Below are 15600 nucleotides of genomic sequence, written 5' to 3'. Positions count from 1 at the left end.
CTCGTCGAATTGATTGTTTTTTGATCATTTGGCGAGTTTAAAAGTTGCGCTAGGTGGTATGCCGGGGAAATACATGGCTACTTCAGACCATCCCTAGCGTGGCCTGACCAACCTGGGCCCCATCGTTAACTTGCAACAGGCCGCCGTTATTGACAGTAACACCCGCCACCACACCGTTGACTGTCAGCATGGCGTTGCGATCAACAATAGCTTGCGAGGCAATAGAGCCGTTGACAGTTAGTTGCCCCTCATCGATGAAGGTTCTGCCGGTGTATGTATTGGCGGCGTTAAGCGTTACCTGGCCAGCGCCCAGCTTTATCAGATCACCTGTGCCGCTGATCACCCCATCGACTTTGACATTGTTGCGTGCATCATCAACTTGAAGAGCCCCGCCTGCGCCATTCAAATGCACGGTTCCTGCCAGGCTGTTCATCTGGGTCCCGACAATCTTCAACAGGCCATCGTTCAATACCAGTCGCTTGGCGTCTGCCCCCAGGGCTTGATCCTCTTCCACGATCAGGGTTTTACCGTCCTGGATCACCGACTCGCTAAAACGCGAGTGATCATCCATGCAATAACTACTGATGGCTTTGCTTAAACCTGCGTCTTTACTTGAGCAATCAAGCCGCGATTTTTTCTGCGCCAGGGTTAAGCCCTGCAAGGTTGGAATACCGTTCTCGTCAGCGACCTGTCCAAGGTATACATCGGTACGCTGATTGTTACGTGTGAGGAAAAACGTCTTGGCGTTGCCAGCGTAGGCCGCAGCATCCGCTCCCCAAATCAAGCGTAGCTTTTCCGTCTCCTTGCCCATTTCCATGGCTCGATACGTCTCCAGCTGTGGCCCAGCCCAATGCACCGTAACCGCAGCGGGCTCGTGGTCCGAAAGCGATTGAAGCTTGCCACCCGACTGAAACTGGGATTGTTGAGTCAGTACCCCGGTATTTTCTGCCGCCTCATCCACCACCATCCATTTGGCAAAAGGCCGCGAAGCAAAAACATGATCAATTTTGACCTTCCCCCAGCTTGGCCAGACACTTTGGCTTGCCACCTCATTCAGGCTGGGCCACGTGGTTCTTCCATCCCCTGCCTGCAGTGGCTCAAACAACTCTTTACTGTTTTCATTCTCCAACATCTGATTCTGTTGTTTCAGAATGTTCAGTGACACCGGCAAATTGTTTTTCACGGGATACTTTTCGTCGGCAAACCAACTATCAAGTATTTTTTGGGTGCTGTCTCCGGCCTGGATATAGCGTTGAACCGCCTCGGCTGCTTCTGGGTCAAGGGGGTATTCCTTGAGTAAGTTCAGATAAAGTTCCGATCGATTCTTCGGGTTTGATGCAGTCAGTTTCTGGAGTAAATATTTTTGCTCTTCGACACTCAAAAGCCCGCGTTCAGAAACATCTCCAGCATTAAAGTCTCCCATGGTGATCATGGGCAACAACGCCTGCTTTACACGTTGGTTATATTTCTGGTTATCGGCCACCCGACGCGTGGACTCATCGTAATAGTTAGAGTGTTCATTATGAACAATAACGCTTGGAAACCCGTTGCCCGGACGGAGCACCACGTCTCCATCAGGCAGGACTTCGGTGGCGTTGGCCCGAACGGTTGTGGCTACACCTTCGGCGTTGGCCGTCCCCAGAAAAGCAGGCGCAAAATAGCTGTTATTGTTTTTATTGGCGATCTCCAACTGCTTTTTCATGCTTTCTATAAAAAGCGCTTTTTGCGGGCGGTTATTGTCCAGCTCAGGAAACACCGCCACATCAGGCTTGACTGTATTGATCAGATTTTTCATCGGGTCAGAGAACCCGGTCAGCTTACCCTGCGCATCTTTGCTCCAAATACTTGAATTCGTCTGCTTGTTCCAGATGTTGAACACCATGAACTTCAGCGCATAATCTTCTTTCTGAAGAGGTTGCTCATCGGCATGTGCAATGCTCGAAAAAAATGATGCGACGGCCAAGCCTCGAAGCAGATGCTTCTTGGTTTGCAAATGCCATTCAGGCAGGAGGATCAAACGTGAGGGGGATAAAAAATTATTTAATCTGTGAGTGTAATTGTTCTCAGGCCCTAAAGAGCGATACCTATCATCGTACGATGGTTTTTTAGATGATCTGCCCACGCTGGAATTACCTGGTTTCCTTTGGCTCATGCCTACTCCTTATTCGCATCGAACCAGCTGCTTTCCATACGGGACACTCAGGAGGCTGTGCAGATGGCTGAAAATTTAATGGGTGTGTGGGTGGGTTTATATTCAGAAATCAATATGGAAAAACGTTATCCAGATTAAAGATCTGGTGCACTGTACGCTCTAAAAACGACAGTAATATTTCAATCGTGAACAGCGAGTGGACCATAGGGCTCCACCTGCTTCGGCGAGTTACTCGAATATCAAAAAAATTGCAAGGTTATTACAATTTTGCAATCTGTGAGTTTGGTCGTGTTTTTTTAATACAGTGCCCTTGGCCTATGCGCTGGCTTTTATAACGTTAAAAACCAAGGGGCAAAATAATGAAGAAGGTGTATGTCTTTGTATCATTTGGATTTTTGCTCGGTTTTGCGGGCTCGGGAAGTGCAGAAGAGAACTCAGAAAAAACTGAAGGGTTTCTAGAACAAAGCACGCTCGATTTGCTCTTGAGAAATATGTATTTCAATCGTGATGTCAAAAATGGTGGTCTTGATCCCAGGGGCTGGGGGCAATCATTTCGTCTGGACTACACATCGGGATTTACTCAGGGCTTGGTGGGTTTAGGTATTGATGCTTCTGCTTACTCCGTATTGAAGCTCGATGGTGGGCCGAGGGGCTCGGGGCTGTTTCCTCTGGATGGAGAGAAACCCAGGGATGAATCCAGTTCTGCAGGCGCGGCAGTAAAAGTGCGTGTGTCTAAAACAGTCCTCAAATATGGCGACCTTCGCCCTGATGCTCCCATATTTGCCATGCCCGACTCCAGGCTGGTTCCTATAACCACCAGGGGCTGGCATATAGCCAGTGATGAGATAGACAATGTTTCATTGGATGCCGGGTATTTCACGTCAAGCAAGGGCTATGTCAGCACTCGCCATGATGGCGGGTTCAGCGCTGGTTATGCTGGGGTTGAAGGTGGAAATGTCAGTTATGTAGGGTTGAAGTACCGCTATGATAAAAATACCAAGCTTATGGTGTATGCCTCCCGTGTGGAAGATATATGGCGACAGTATTACGCAAACGCCAATCATAACGTTCAAATAAACTCGAAAGAGCAATTGAATTTTGATTTTAATATCTATAGGACATTGAACGAAGGTGCGTCGCTTGCGGGACCTATAAATGTTACGGCTTGGTCGCTGGCCTCTACCTATACATATGACACCCATAAAATCACCTTGGCTTATCAGAAGATCAGTGGCGATCAGCCATTTGATTATCTTAAAACCTCGGACGGTGGCTATACCAACGGGATATATTTGGCGAACTCATCCCAGTACGGTGATTTCAACTCGCCAAATGAGCAATCTTGGGGGCTTACCTATAATTACGATATGAGAGGGCTTGGTATCCCGGGGCTTTCTGTCGGCGCGCGTTATGTTTATGGCTACGACATTGACGGCAAACACTTGGATGCCAATGGCCGTTATGGGTATCTGGCCAATGCCTCCACTCAGAGCGAGAAGGATTTTCGGGCTAAATATGTAGTTCAGGCGGGCCAGTTCAAGGACCTTTCAATGCAGGTCCGTTATGCGATGCATCGCTTCAGTGGCGATGGTGCACCTAACCTCAATGAGGTCAGGGTTATTACAGAGTATCCCATCAATATATTTTGATGGGGCATTGCGCCACGCTGCTCTTCCTGTCTTCGCCGCAGCTTTTGTCAAACGTCGATTAAACAACGTTAGGCCTGGGCCTGTCATGGTTAGTCAGTGAGCGGCAGGCGTTTTATGGCCTGCCGCGCCGTGGCGTCAAACGGGCAGCCGGCACTGCAGGCTCAAGCCCATGTTGGTGAGCGCGCTGGACAGCTTTTCCAGGGTGGCGAAGTGCACGTTATGCACGGCAGTCCAGGCCGGCCGCTCGATATAAAAGCTGCCATCGGCCAGCCGGTTGATGGGAGTGCAGAGGATCCCCATGGCCCGGCTGTGATGCAGCAGGGTGTAGCGGCCCTGGCTTTCATCGATCAGGTACATGCCCTTGCGAAACAGCAGTCGCCGGTTTTGCTCCAGCGTCCTGTGCAGCAGCGGGGCCTCCACTTGCACCCGCAGGTCAGCATGCAAGGTGTCGAAGCTGTCGCCCACGTCTGCATGGGCCGGTGCGCTGTCGCGATCAATGTCGATGCCGGGGTCGATGCGTATATCGTTGCCTTGCCCGGCAAGCACTTCCTCGACGCGCAGCCCGATACCGCCTTCCAGTTCACTGATGCCGGCAAAACCATTGAAGGTATTGATGTTTCTCGCGCCAGTCAGCAGCAACCATTTGCCGCCGCCATTCAAGGCCTGGTCGGCCTGGATAACGGTATGGGCGAGGTAGTTGCTTATCGCTTGCTCTGCAAGGTCGGGGGTGGGGGTGGGGGACTTGTAATGGGCGGCGCAGTCGATGGCCTGCACGCGTATGCCGTTGGCCCTGGCGGTCTTGACCAGTTCCAGTTCGTTGTACTGGCCGGCCGGGTCGGTGCCCAGCCGGCCCAGGTAGCTTTCCAGGTCTTCGGACATCTCACCGGTGCGCCAATAGAGGTTCAAGTCATCCTGGGCAAAGTCGTTGAGCAGGCGGCTCGAATACAGGGTTTTCACGCCCTTGCGTGCGAAGTGGGGCATGTTTTCGAGTACCAGGCGGGTGCTGGTGACGCGGTCCAGGGTTTCCCCGATGACGTATCCCGGTATGTCGTCGGGCAGGCGTTCGAGCACTTTATCCAAGGGCGTAGCGGGCTCGAAGGCGGGGATGTCCGGGCGCGCCGGAAGCCGGGTCCAGGGCAGTTCGTTGAAGAAGTCTTTTGCCGATTGCAGCAGTTTTTCGTGGCTGACGCCAAAGTAGAAAGTGAAGCGGTCAATGCGCCCGAAGCGGCTGTGAACGTGGGTTTCAGGCAGGCCCATTGCCCACCGTTTTATTTCCGGGCGGGTCGAGGGTGGGGTATCGAACGGCGTGGTGACCCTGCGCAGTGGGTTGGACGCTGGAGTCATCGGTTCCGCGCTATGGGAGGGCACGGTTCTGCGTGACGCCTTGCTGGAATTGCCGCCACCGCCCTTCAGGCCTTTGCTGGCAGACACCCGTTCCCATTCGCCGAGTTCGTTCAGGCACACCGGCAGCGAGCCGGAAAAACCATGGGGGTGGTTGGGGTCGACGATCGCCCAGTAACCACGGCCGTTGGGATCGGCTTCGTAGCGCACGTAATACGCCTCATCGTTGAGCAGGATAGCGTGCTGCGGCAGACCGCCGGAGGTTCTGAGGGTATAGACCTGGTGATACTTACCGGGCGCGGTGTTGAGGGTTTCGCCTTCCAGGATCAGGTTGGTCTGGTAGGTGGCGGGTACGCTGGGTTCTGGCCGCGCGGGTGTCACGGTGGGCCGAGTGGGTTCAATCACCAGGGTCTGGGGTGTTTCGGCGATTTCCGGTACGACGCCATCGGCTTTGAGCAACGCCAGGTTGAACAGGGTGTCGATGGCGCTGAGTATCGCGCCCAGCGCCCCGGCGCGGCGTTCGGCCGGGGTTTTGCCATTGAGCGCCTGGTCGATATTCAGGCCCAGATTGGCCACGCTGGCGCCCACCACTACCAGGGCTACCGGCCAGCCCGCCACGGCCATGGGGCCAAAGGTTCGGCCAAAGGCATTCAGGTAGCCGATCCACAGTTTCTTGCGCAGGTCGCCATTGCTGTGCAGGGAGAAATCCGCATCGTTGCGCATGCGCGCCTGGCTCGATTGCGCCAGCCAGGTGAACGCATCACCTTCAATCGTCTGGTCGGCCTGATTGATCAAGTGGTGATCCCAGGTGCCCCAGTCGATAAACAACTGGTCGAGCTGGTGGGACAGGCCCTTGTCCACCCAGTCTGGCGGCAGGGTGCCAGCCAGGGCCTGGACGGTGCGATAGATCAGCACGGGGGTCAGTAGCATCTGCTTCCAGGTCACGGCGTCGGTGTCGTCCTGCTGGACCTGGGCCGACAGTGGGAAGTGAGTCATGAAGCGTGCGCGGTTGTCCGGCTGGTTGGTCTGGTTCAGCAGCCAGAAATGCAGGTCGGCGGGTGTCTCGAAACAGTGGAAAGCCTGGGCCTCGCCCGGCACATAGAGGATTTGCCGGCCATCGCCGTCGACAATGCGTAGGAGATCCGTGGCGATATGCCCGCCGATATCCAGCGCCGCCACGCGCAGCCCGTGGGCAGCGGGGGCCGTGGCCTGCAAGTCGGTTAGGGTTGGCGGCCAGGGCAGGCTGCTGGCGAGGGCCTGGATCACCGTCTGCAACTGTGCCGCGCTGAGGTGCCCGGCCTGTCGCGCTTGCAGGGCCTGGGCCAGGCAGTTGACCTTGGCCAGGGTGCGGAAGTCGTCGAAGTGGGCGCTCCAGAATGTGTCCAGGCGGCGGGTGTAGCGATCGCTGAAATTGATTGCCCAAAAATCCTTGAGCACCGCACTGGCGGACAGCCGCACTTCGTTGTGCTGGTCGAATAACCGCGCCTGGGGCCCCTCGCGGTAGAAGCCGCCATCGCCGTCGAGCAGGTCGGCATTATCCTGGTCATGCACCTCGAAGCGGTGAATCACCAACTGCGTCAGGGTCATCGATTGCTGGGGTTTTTCAGTGTGGCTCCAGCCGGTAAAGGTCGCGGGGTCGCTGACGCTGCCGTTGAAGCGATGCCAGTACACATGGTCGGGATCCAGGTCTGCCAGGCCATGCCTGGCGAGAATCTCACGGGCGGCCTCGATGGCCATCGCCTGCATGTTCGGGCAGGCATCCAGCACCAAGGGGGCCAGGGCCTGGAGTTGTTGCTGGGCGGCGGGGGAGGTGTCGGTAAGTGGCATGTTGCTCTCCTTGAGGGGGGAGAGGTGAGCATGCCAAGCGCTTCAGCGTGGGGGTGGGTAGATAATTAACGCCGGGCGATATCGGAGAAGTAGAACTTATCCAGGGTATGGCGCGACTCGGTGTACTCGAACTGCCGCCCGTCCTGCAAAAACGTCTGGTTGCTCACCACGATCACATGGCTCTGGCCGTCGAGGTCCAGGTGCGTCTGGTCGTCCTTGCTGCGGGGCAGGGCTTCGATGATGCGCTGGGCGTAGCTGATTTGCAGCTGCAATGTCTGCTCGATAAACGCGTAGATCGATTGCTCGGCAATCGCCTGGTCCAGGCCCGGGATCAGGTCGGCGACGAAGTGGTTGATATCGAGGATCACCCGTTTGCCACCAATGCGCCGCACCCGTTTGATACGGGTAATCAGGGTGCCGGGCTCGGCCTCGATATGTTGCAGCAGCGAGCCTTCCAGCGGCAGTTGGGTGAATTCGACCACTTCGGTGCGGACGTCATCGCCCAGGTCGGCGTGGGTTTCGTGGAAGCTGACGATGCCGCCCAGTTGAAATTCGATCGGGTTGGGCGACAGCACGAAGGTGCCCTTGCCATGGATCTTTTGCGCGAACCCACGCTCCTGCAATTGCTCGATGGCCCGGCGCACGGTGCCGCGGCTGGCCTGGTAGGTGTCCATCAATTCGGTTTCGGAAGGCAGGCGCGTGCCGCGTTGCAGGCGTTCGGTGGTGATGCTGGCAAGCAGATCGGTGTAGATCTGGTTGTATTTACTCATGGAGAAGGCTCTGTGCCGCGTTTGCGTTCAAGGCAGGAACCTTAGTGGCAGCGGCGGGCTTTGTCCATCGGCCTTGGAAAGCGCTGGGCGACTATTTTTGTAACTCGTACAGACGAGTTATTGCTTTAACTCGTCTGTACGAGTACTTTTGCCCTCGGCATGCTGCCAATAACAAGAATCTAAAGTGGAAGACCAAGCATGAGCCACGATTACCCCAACATCGCCCGCGAGATTCTCCAAAGCCTCGGCGGCAGCGACAACCTTGAACAAGCGGCCCACTGCGTGACCCGTCTGCGCCTGGCCCTCAAGGACCCGAGCCTGGTCAACAGTGCGGTGCTCAACCAGGTCGATCTGGTCAAGGGCTCGTTCTTTACCGGCGGTCTGTTCCAGATCGTCATCGGCCCCGGCGAGGTAGAAAAGGTCTACGCCGCCCTACGCGAACAGACCGGCCTTGCTGCCTCGACCATTGCCGACGTAAAGAAAGCCGGTGGCGACAAGACCAACCCCATGCAACGCCTGGTCCGCGTGTTTTCCGATGTGTTCATGCCGATCCTGCCGGCGCTGATCATTGCCGGCCTGCTGATGGGCATCAACAACCTGATGGGCGCCAAGGGCATGTTCATCGAGGGCCAGACGCTGCTGGAGGCCTATCCGAAGCTGGATGGCCTGTGGAGCCTGATCAACCTGATGGCCAACACCTCGTTTGTGTTCCTGCCGGCGCTGGTGGGCTGGTCGGCGGCCAAGCGCTTTGGCGGCAGTGAAATCCTCGGCATTGTGCTCGGCCTGATGCTGGTGCACCCGGACCTGCTCAATGCCTGGAACTACGGCAAGGCGGTGGCCGGGCTCGACGGTCAGAGCCTGCCGTACTTCGATATTCTGGGCTGGTTCCAGATCGAGAAGGTCGGCTACCAGGGCCAGATCCTGCCGATCCTGATGGCCGCCTACGTCATGAGCGTGATTGAAAAATGGCTGCGGGCGCGGGTGCCGAACGCCATTCAATTGCTGGTCGTGCCGATCACCACCATCGTCGTCACCGGCGTGCTGGCCCTGGCGATCATCGGCCCGGTGACCCGGCACCTCGGCATCCTGATCACCGAAGGCGTGGTCACCCTGTTTGACCTGGCGCCAATGGTGGGCGGGGCGATTTTCGGCCTACTGTATGCGCCGCTGGTGATCACCGGCATGCACCACATGTTCCTGGCCGTGGACCTGCAATTGATCTCGACCCAGGGCGGCACGTTTATCTGGCCGATGATTGTCATGTCCAACCTGGCCCAGGGCAGCGCGGCCCTCGGCGTGTTCTACATGAGCCGCAATGCGCGAGACAAAAGCATGGCGTCGACTTCGGCGATTTCTGCCTACTTCGGCATCACGGAGCCGGCCATGTTTGGCGTCAATCTGCGCTTCAAGTTTCCGTTCTATGCCGCCTTGCTCGGCTCGGCCCTGGGCAGCATTTTCCTCTCGCTGAACAAGGTCCAGGCCTCGGCCATCGGGGTTGGCGGCTTGCCTGGTTTTATCTCGATCATCCCGCAGTACATCCCAAGCTTTGTGATCGGCATGGCCGTCGCGATTGTGGTGCCGTTTGTGCTGACCTGTGGGTTGAGCATGAAAATTGTGCGGCCGGGTTATCGCGTCGCCTGATAGATCGCTATCGCAGGCAAGCCAGCTCCCACAGAGGAATGCATTTCAACTGTGGGAGCCGGGCTTGCCCGCGATGAGGCCCGCAAGGCCGCTACAACACTCAATTGAAGGAACCCACCATGCAAAACTGGCAACACTCGGTGATCTACCAGATCTACCCCAAAAGCTTCCACAGCCATGCGGGTAACGCCACCGGTGACCTGCTGGGCATCGTGGACAAACTCGACTACCTGCAATGGCTGGGCGTCGATTGCCTGTGGATCACCCCGTTCCTGCGCTCGCCCCAGCGCGACAATGGCTACGACATCAGCGACTACTACGCCATCGACCCCAGCTACGGGACCATGGCCGACTGCGACCTGTTGATCAGCGAAGCGGCCAAGTGCGGCATCAAGCTGATGCTCGACATCGTGGTCAACCACACCTCCATCGAACACCCCTGGTTCCAGCAGGCGCGCAGCAGCCTCGACAACCCGTACCGCGACTTCTACATCTGGCGCGACCAGCCGAATAACTGGCAATCCAAGTTCGGCGGTTCGGCCTGGGAATACGAGGCGCAGACCGGCCAGTACTTCCTGCACCTGTTCGACCACACCCAGGCCGACCTCAATTGGGACAACCCCAGGGTGCGCGCCGAGGTCTACACACTCATGCGTTTTTGGCGTGACAAGGGCGTGGGGGGCTTTCGCCTGGACGTGATCAACCTGATCTCCAAGCCGGCGGATTTCCCTGAAGACGACAGCGATGGCCGGCGCTTCTACACCGATGGCCCGAACGTGCACGAGTACCTGCAGGAAATGCACCGCGAAGTATTCGAGGGCCACGCGCTGATCAACGTCGGCGAGATGTCCTCCACCAGCCTGGAGCATTGCATTCGCTACTCGCGGCCAGAGTCGAAAGAGCTGTCGATGACCTTCAATTTTCATCACCTGAAAGTCGATTACCCCAACCTGCAAAAGTGGGTGCGGGCCGACTTCGATTTCCTGCAACTCAAGCAGATTCTGTCCGACTGGCAACTGGGCATGCAGGCCGGTGGCGGCTGGAACGCGCTGTTCTGGTGCAACCACGACCAGCCACGGGTGGTCTCGCGGTTTGGCGATGACGGCGAGTACCGCGTGGTCTCGGCCAAGATGCTCGCCACGGCCTTGCACTTGCTCCAGGGCACGCCGTTTGTGTACCAGGGCGAAGAGCTGGGCATGACCAACCCAGGCTTCGACACCATCTCGCAGTACCGCGATGTGGAGACCCTGAATATCTACCGCCTCAAGCGCGATGCCGGTGAATCCGAGGCCTCAAGCATGGCCGCGATCATGCAGAAATCCCGCGACAACGGCCGCACGCCGATGCAGTGGAACAGCCAGGCCCATGCCGGTTTCAGCCGCGCAGAACCGTGGATCGGCATCCCGGCCAATGCGGCGCAGATCAATGTCCAGAGCCAGCTGGATGACCCGGATTCGGTGCTGCATCACTACCGTGCGCTGATCGCCTTGCGGCGCGTTGAGCCGCTGATTCAAGAAGGTGTCTACCGCCAACTGCTGCAAGACCACGACAAGGTCTGGGCGTACCTGCGTGAAGGCCATGGCGAGCGCCTGTTGGTGCTGAACAACTTCTACGGCCAGCCCTGCGAAATCCAGCTCCCCAACAACCTGGTCAGCTCGGCGAGTGAGCAACGCCTGCTGATCAGCAACTACCCCGACTGCCCGGTGCGCACCGACACGCTCATCTTGCGTCCTTACGAGTCTTTTGTGCTGCACCTGACCGACTGAAACACCCCCCTGTTCAGGCGCCGGCTTACCGGCTCCGACAGGGAAAAAATAAGAAAAAATAATGGAGCGCTGTATGAAAACAACAATAAAGCTGGGCCTCGTCGCATCCTGCCTGACCCTGCCCCTGGCGGCCCATGCCCTGGAATTTGCCGGCTACCTGCGCAGCGGCGCCGGCACCTCAACCGGCAGCGGCCCGCAGCAATGTTTCCAACTGCCGGGCGCGCCATCCAAATACCGCCTGGGCAACGAATGCGAACAATATGCCGAGCTGGAATTACGCCAGGACCTGTTCACCCTCGACGACGGCTCGGTGCTGAGCGTGGATGCCATGGCCTCGCTGTATAACAAATACGACCGCGAACTGAAGTTCCAGGGCGAGAACAACGGCTCGGCGCGCATGCCGCAGATGTATGCGCAGTGGTCGAACATGCCCAGCCTCAACGGCGGCTCGTTGTGGGCCGGTCGGCGCTACTACAAACGTAATGACATCCATATTTCCGACTTCTACTACTGGAACCAGAGCGCCACCGGCGGCGGTATCGAGGACGTGCTGATCGGCGATCTGAAATACAGCTACGCCCTGTCGCGCAAGGACAACCTGTACCAGAAGGAATATGCCACCCGTCACGACTTCAACGTCGCTGGCTTCAAGACCAACCCCGGCGGCGAGCTGGAGCTGGGCCTGAGCTACATTGAACCGGCGGGCGGGCGCGACACCCACAGTGGCTGGGCCCTGACCGCCCAGCATGTGCAAAAGCCGTTTCTGGGGGGCAGGAACAAGTTCGCCCTGCAGTACGGCGAAGGACCGGGCACCGGCCTGGGTTACACCGGCAATACCGCCCTGGAGCGCAGCAGCAAAAGCTACCGCGCGGTGGAGTTTTTCGACTGGCAGGTGACCCCGCGTTTTGGCGGCCAGGTCGAGGCGGTGTACCAGAAAGACGTGCGCCCCGGCAGCCAGGACCAGACCTGGATGTCCCTCGGTGTACGCCCGGCCTATGCCATCAGCGAGCAGTTCAAGCTGGTCGCCGAACTGGGCCATGATCAGGTCGACGCCAGCGGTGGCACGCGCAAACTCAGCAAATTCACCTTCGCCCCGACCTGGTCGCCCAAGGGCCCGGATTTCTGGGCGCGGCCGGAGGTGCGTTTGTACTACACCTATGCCACCTGGAACGAAGCGGCCAAGCGCGCGGCCAATGAACTGGCGGCGGGCTCGGCGTTGTCCGACAGCGGCTCCTACGGCACCGCGCGGCACGGCTCCAATTTTGGTGTGCAGGTCGAATACTGGTGGAAATAGGCCCTTGGCTATAGGTGAGCTAAATGTGGGAGCGGGCTTGCTCGCGATAGCGGTGTATCAGCCACCGAATGCATCAGCTGGCATGCCGCCATCGCGAGCAAGCCCGCTCCCACATTTGGAACTAAGTCAGCCCCATGTTTTTTACAGAACCCAACAGCAGGTGATGTCATGACCACAACTCAACCCCTGGAACTGCTGGCGCCCCTGGCGGGTGTGCTGTTGCCCCTGGACCAGGTGCCGGATCCGGTGTTCTCCAGCCGCCTGATTGGCGACGGCGTGTGTATCGATCCCACTTCGCAGACTCTCTGCGCGCCGCTGGCCGGGGTGATCAGCACTATCCAGGACAGTGGGCATGCGGTCAGCGTCACCGACGACCATGGCGTGCAGGTACTGATGCATATCGGCCTGGATACCGTGAACCTGGCGGGCAAGGGCTTCACCCGGCTGGTCGAGGAAGGCCAGCGGGTCGAGGCGGGGCAGCCGTTGATCGAATTTGATGCCGACTTTATCGCGCTCAATGCCCGCAGCCTGTTGACCCTGATGCTGGTGGTCAGCGGCGAGCCATTTGTGCTGCTGGCGACGGACGCCGGCCTGGTGGAAACCGGGCAACCGTTGCTGCGTGTGGCACCGCTAGTCCGCGCCGCCAATGACGAGGAGGAGGGCGATGCCCTGTTCTCCAAGCCCCTGACGCTGCCCAATGCCAACGGTTTGCATGCGCGCCCGGCGGCGGTGCTGGCCCAGGCGGCCAAGGGGTTTAAGGCGAGCATCTGCCTGCACAAGCAAACCCAGAGCGCCAACGCCAAGTCCCTGGTGGCGATCATGGGCTTGCAAACGGTGCGAGGCGATACCTTGCAAGTCAGTGCGGCGGGGCCGGATGCGGCGGCGGCGATCCAGGCGTTGGTCGCGTTGTTGGTGGCGGGCTATGGCGAAACCGTTGCGGGGATGGCCGAGGGGGTTGCAGCGGTCGCGCCGCTGTCATCGGCGACGGTATTGCGTGGCGTATGTGCATCGCCCGGTTCGGCATTTGGCCAGGTGGTGCAGGTGGCGGAGCCCGCGTTGACTATTCCCGAAACCGGCGGCGCAGAGGCGCTCGAGCGTGCCGCCCTGGACCGCGGCCTGCTGGCGGCCACCCAGGCGCTGCAAACCCTGCAAGCCAAGGCGCAGGGCAGTGCCCAGGCCGAGATCTTCCGCGCCCATCAAGAGTTGCTCGAAGACCCGACCCTGCTGGAGCACGCCCATGACCTGCTCGCCACAGGCAAGAGTGCCGCCTTTGCCTGGAACCGCGCCACACTGGCCACTGCCGCAATGCTCCAGGGCCTGGGCAATGCCTTGCTCGCCGAGCGTGCGGCGGACCTGGCCGATGTCGGCCAGCGCGTACTCAAACTGATCCTGGGGATCCCGGAGCACGCTTGGGACCTGCCCGAACGCGCGATCCTGATTGCCGAACAATTGACCCCTTCGCAAACCGCCAGTCTGGATACCCAAAAGGTGCTGGGGTTTGTCACCGTCGGCGGCGGTGCCACCAGCCATGTGGCGATCCTCGCCCGTGCCCTGGGCCTGCCGGCCCTGTGTGGGGCGCCGGCGCAGGTGCTGACGCTGGTCAACGGCAAGCAGGTGCTGCTCGATGCCGACAAAGGCGAGCTGCACCTGGCGCCGAACCTGGCCGCGATCGAACAGTTGGAGGCGGCGCGTCAACAGCAGATGCTGCGACGTCAGCGTGAAGTGGCCCAGGCTGCCTTGCCAGCGGTCACCCGTGACGGTCATCACGTTGAAGTCACCGCCAACGTCGCCTCATTGCAGGAGGTCGAGCAATCCCTAAGCCTTGGCGGCGAAGGCGTTGGCCTGCTGCGTTCAGAGTTCCTCTATCTGGACCGCAACCGCGCGCCCAGCCCCGAGGAGCAGGCCGGCACTTACAGTGCCATTGCCCGTGCCCTGGGCCCTGAGCGCAATCTGGTGGTGCGCACCCTCGACGTCGGTGGCGACAAACCCCTGGCCTATGTGCCGATGGCGGCCGAGACCAACCCGTTCCTCGGCCTGCGTGGGATTCGCCTGTGCCTGGAGCGTCCTGAACTGTTGCGCGAGCAGTTGCGCGCAATCCTTGCCAGCGCGGGCCTGGCGCGGCTGCATATCATGTTGCCGATGGTCAGCCTGTTGTCGGAGCTGCGCCAGGCGCGCCAGATCCTGGAAGAGGAAGCGAGGGCCCTGGGGCTTGCCAAGCTGCCGAAGCTGGGGATCATGATCGAGGTGCCGTCGGCGGCCTTGATGGCGGATGTGTTTGCGCCCCATGTGGATTTTTTCTCGATCGGCACCAATGACCTGACCCAATACACCCTGGCCATGGACCGTGACCACCCGCGCCTGGCCAGCCAGGCCGACAGCTTTCACCCGGCGGTGCTGCGCCTGATCGCCACCACGGTCAAGGCCGCCCATGCCCATGGCAAGTGGGTGGGGGTGTGTGGCGCGCTGGCGTCCGAAACGCTGGCGGTGCCGATGCTGATCGGGCTGGGGGTGGATGAGCTGTCCGTTAGCGTGCCGTTGATCCCGAGCATCAAGGCCACGGTGCGTGACCTGAACCTGGCGGATTGCCAACTGATCGCTCGCCAGGTGTTGAACCTGGAAGAGGCCGCCCAGGTGCGCGAAGCCTTGAACCAATACCACGCGGCGACTGTGGAAACCTCATGGGTTGTGGAGAACTGAATATGTTGGAGAAATTGCAGCGGGCATTCTGGAAAGCCCTGACCCCGGACCTGGTGGCGGAAACGGCGATTGTCGAGCCGCCGGCTGACGCGATGCTGGCGCCGGCGGTGCTGAGTGCGTTGGGTGGGGCGAGCAATCTCAAGTCACAGCAGCGGGTGGCCTTGACCCGCATCCGCGTGCAGTTACAAGACCCGGCGCGGGTGGACGAGGCGGCGCTGAAGGCGGCGGGTATCACGGCGGTGATGGCGCTGGCGGGCGGGGTGGTGCATCTGATCACTGGCCTGTAGAACACCACAAAACAAATGTGGGAGCGGGCTTGCCCGCGATAGCGGTGGGTCAGTCAAATACTTATCAACTGACCCACCGCTATCGCGGGCAAGCCCTAATGCCAGTCAGTTAAGAAATTGACTTCTCCGCCAAGCAATAATAGAAACGGGCTCTGTTTTTATGAGTTCGTTTCATG

9 protein-coding genes are annotated in these 15600 nt (G+C 59.0%); 6 read left to right on the top strand and 3 right to left on the bottom strand.

The features are described 5' to 3' along the window. Positions 1-82: 82 nt before the first annotated feature. Positions 83-2152, bottom strand: a complete 2070-nt coding sequence (locus tag AO268_RS28465) for an endonuclease/exonuclease/phosphatase family protein (RefSeq protein WP_099170574.1) — start codon at positions 2150-2152, stop codon at positions 83-85. Positions 2153-2511: 359 nt separating this feature from the next. Here AO268_RS28465 and AO268_RS28460 point away from each other — a divergent pair, with 359 nt between their 5' ends. Continuing rightward, on the top strand, positions 2512-3801 hold the full coding sequence (locus AO268_RS28460; RefSeq protein WP_099170573.1) for an OprD family outer membrane porin: 1290 nt from the start codon (positions 2512-2514) through the stop codon (positions 3799-3801). 135 nt (positions 3802-3936) lie between these two features. Here the strand turns inward: AO268_RS28460 and AO268_RS28455 are convergent, their stop codons facing one another. Both AO268_RS28455 and treR read right to left on the bottom strand, forming a co-directional pair. Then, the gene (locus AO268_RS28455; protein WP_099170572.1) at positions 3937-6969 is read right to left on the bottom strand and encodes a membrane-targeted effector domain-containing toxin; all 3033 of its coding nucleotides are present in this window, start codon (positions 6967-6969) and stop codon (positions 3937-3939) included. A 65-nt stretch (positions 6970-7034) separates the two neighbouring features. Next, positions 7035-7739: a trehalose operon repressor gene (gene treR, locus AO268_RS28450; protein WP_099170571.1), complete on the bottom strand. Its 705-nt coding sequence runs from the start codon at positions 7737-7739 to the stop codon at positions 7035-7037. A gap of 198 nt (positions 7740-7937) precedes the next feature. Here treR and treP point away from each other — a divergent pair, with 198 nt between their 5' ends. The 5 genes from treP (at position 7938) to AO268_RS28425 (ending at position 15424) form a co-directional block, all read left to right on the top strand. Continuing rightward, complete coding sequence (gene treP, locus AO268_RS28445) at positions 7938-9380, top strand: PTS system trehalose-specific EIIBC component (RefSeq protein ID WP_099170570.1); 1443 nt, start codon at positions 7938-7940, stop codon at positions 9378-9380. Positions 9381-9499: 119 nt separating this feature from the next. After that, positions 9500-11146 (top strand): alpha,alpha-phosphotrehalase, encoded by a 1647-nt coding sequence (gene treC, locus AO268_RS28440; protein ID WP_099170569.1) that lies wholly within the window; start codon positions 9500-9502, stop codon positions 11144-11146. Positions 11147-11219: 73 nt separating this feature from the next. Continuing rightward, positions 11220-12440 carry a maltoporin gene (locus AO268_RS28435; RefSeq protein ID WP_099170568.1) on the top strand — a complete coding sequence of 407 codons (1221 nt, stop codon included), beginning with the start codon at positions 11220-11222 and terminating at the stop codon, positions 12438-12440. Between the two features lie 168 nt (positions 12441-12608). Then, positions 12609-15137 (top strand): phosphoenolpyruvate--protein phosphotransferase, encoded by a 2529-nt coding sequence (ptsP, locus tag AO268_RS28430; protein WP_099170567.1) that lies wholly within the window; start codon positions 12609-12611, stop codon positions 15135-15137. Between the two features lie 2 nt (positions 15138-15139). Beyond that, positions 15140-15424, top strand: coding sequence for a PTS transporter subunit EIIB (locus AO268_RS28425; protein ID WP_099170566.1), 285 nt, complete (start codon positions 15140-15142; stop codon positions 15422-15424). The last annotated feature ends 176 nt before the right edge of the window (positions 15425-15600 follow it).

Source organism: Pseudomonas sp. ICMP 8385, from assembly GCF_002699915.1.
GTDB lineage: Bacteria > Pseudomonadota > Gammaproteobacteria > Pseudomonadales > Pseudomonadaceae > Aquipseudomonas > Aquipseudomonas gessardii.
This window is presented reverse-complemented; position numbering and strand designations above follow the sequence as displayed.

What these genes read in the sequence shown, in the direction of transcription:
- treR (WP_099170571.1), bottom strand. Translation starts at nt 7,739, where the DNA reads ATGAGTAAATACAACCAGATCTACACCGATCTGCTTGCCAGCATCACC.
- ptsP (WP_099170567.1), top strand. Translation starts at nt 12,609, where the DNA reads ATGACCACAACTCAACCCCTGGAACTGCTGGCGCCCCTGGCGGGTGTG.
- AO268_RS28435 (WP_099170568.1), top strand. Translation starts at nt 11,220, where the DNA reads ATGAAAACAACAATAAAGCTGGGCCTCGTCGCATCCTGCCTGACCCTG.
- AO268_RS28465 (WP_099170574.1), bottom strand. Translation starts at nt 2,152, where the DNA reads ATGAGCCAAAGGAAACCAGGTAATTCCAGCGTGGGCAGATCATCTAAA.
- AO268_RS28455 (WP_099170572.1), bottom strand. Translation starts at nt 6,969, where the DNA reads ATGCCACTTACCGACACCTCCCCCGCCGCCCAGCAACAACTCCAGGCC.
- treP (WP_099170570.1), top strand. Translation starts at nt 7,938, where the DNA reads ATGAGCCACGATTACCCCAACATCGCCCGCGAGATTCTCCAAAGCCTC.
- AO268_RS28425 (WP_099170566.1), top strand. Translation starts at nt 15,140, where the DNA reads ATGTTGGAGAAATTGCAGCGGGCATTCTGGAAAGCCCTGACCCCGGAC.
- treC (WP_099170569.1), top strand. Translation starts at nt 9,500, where the DNA reads ATGCAAAACTGGCAACACTCGGTGATCTACCAGATCTACCCCAAAAGC.
- AO268_RS28460 (WP_099170573.1), top strand. Translation starts at nt 2,512, where the DNA reads ATGAAGAAGGTGTATGTCTTTGTATCATTTGGATTTTTGCTCGGTTTT.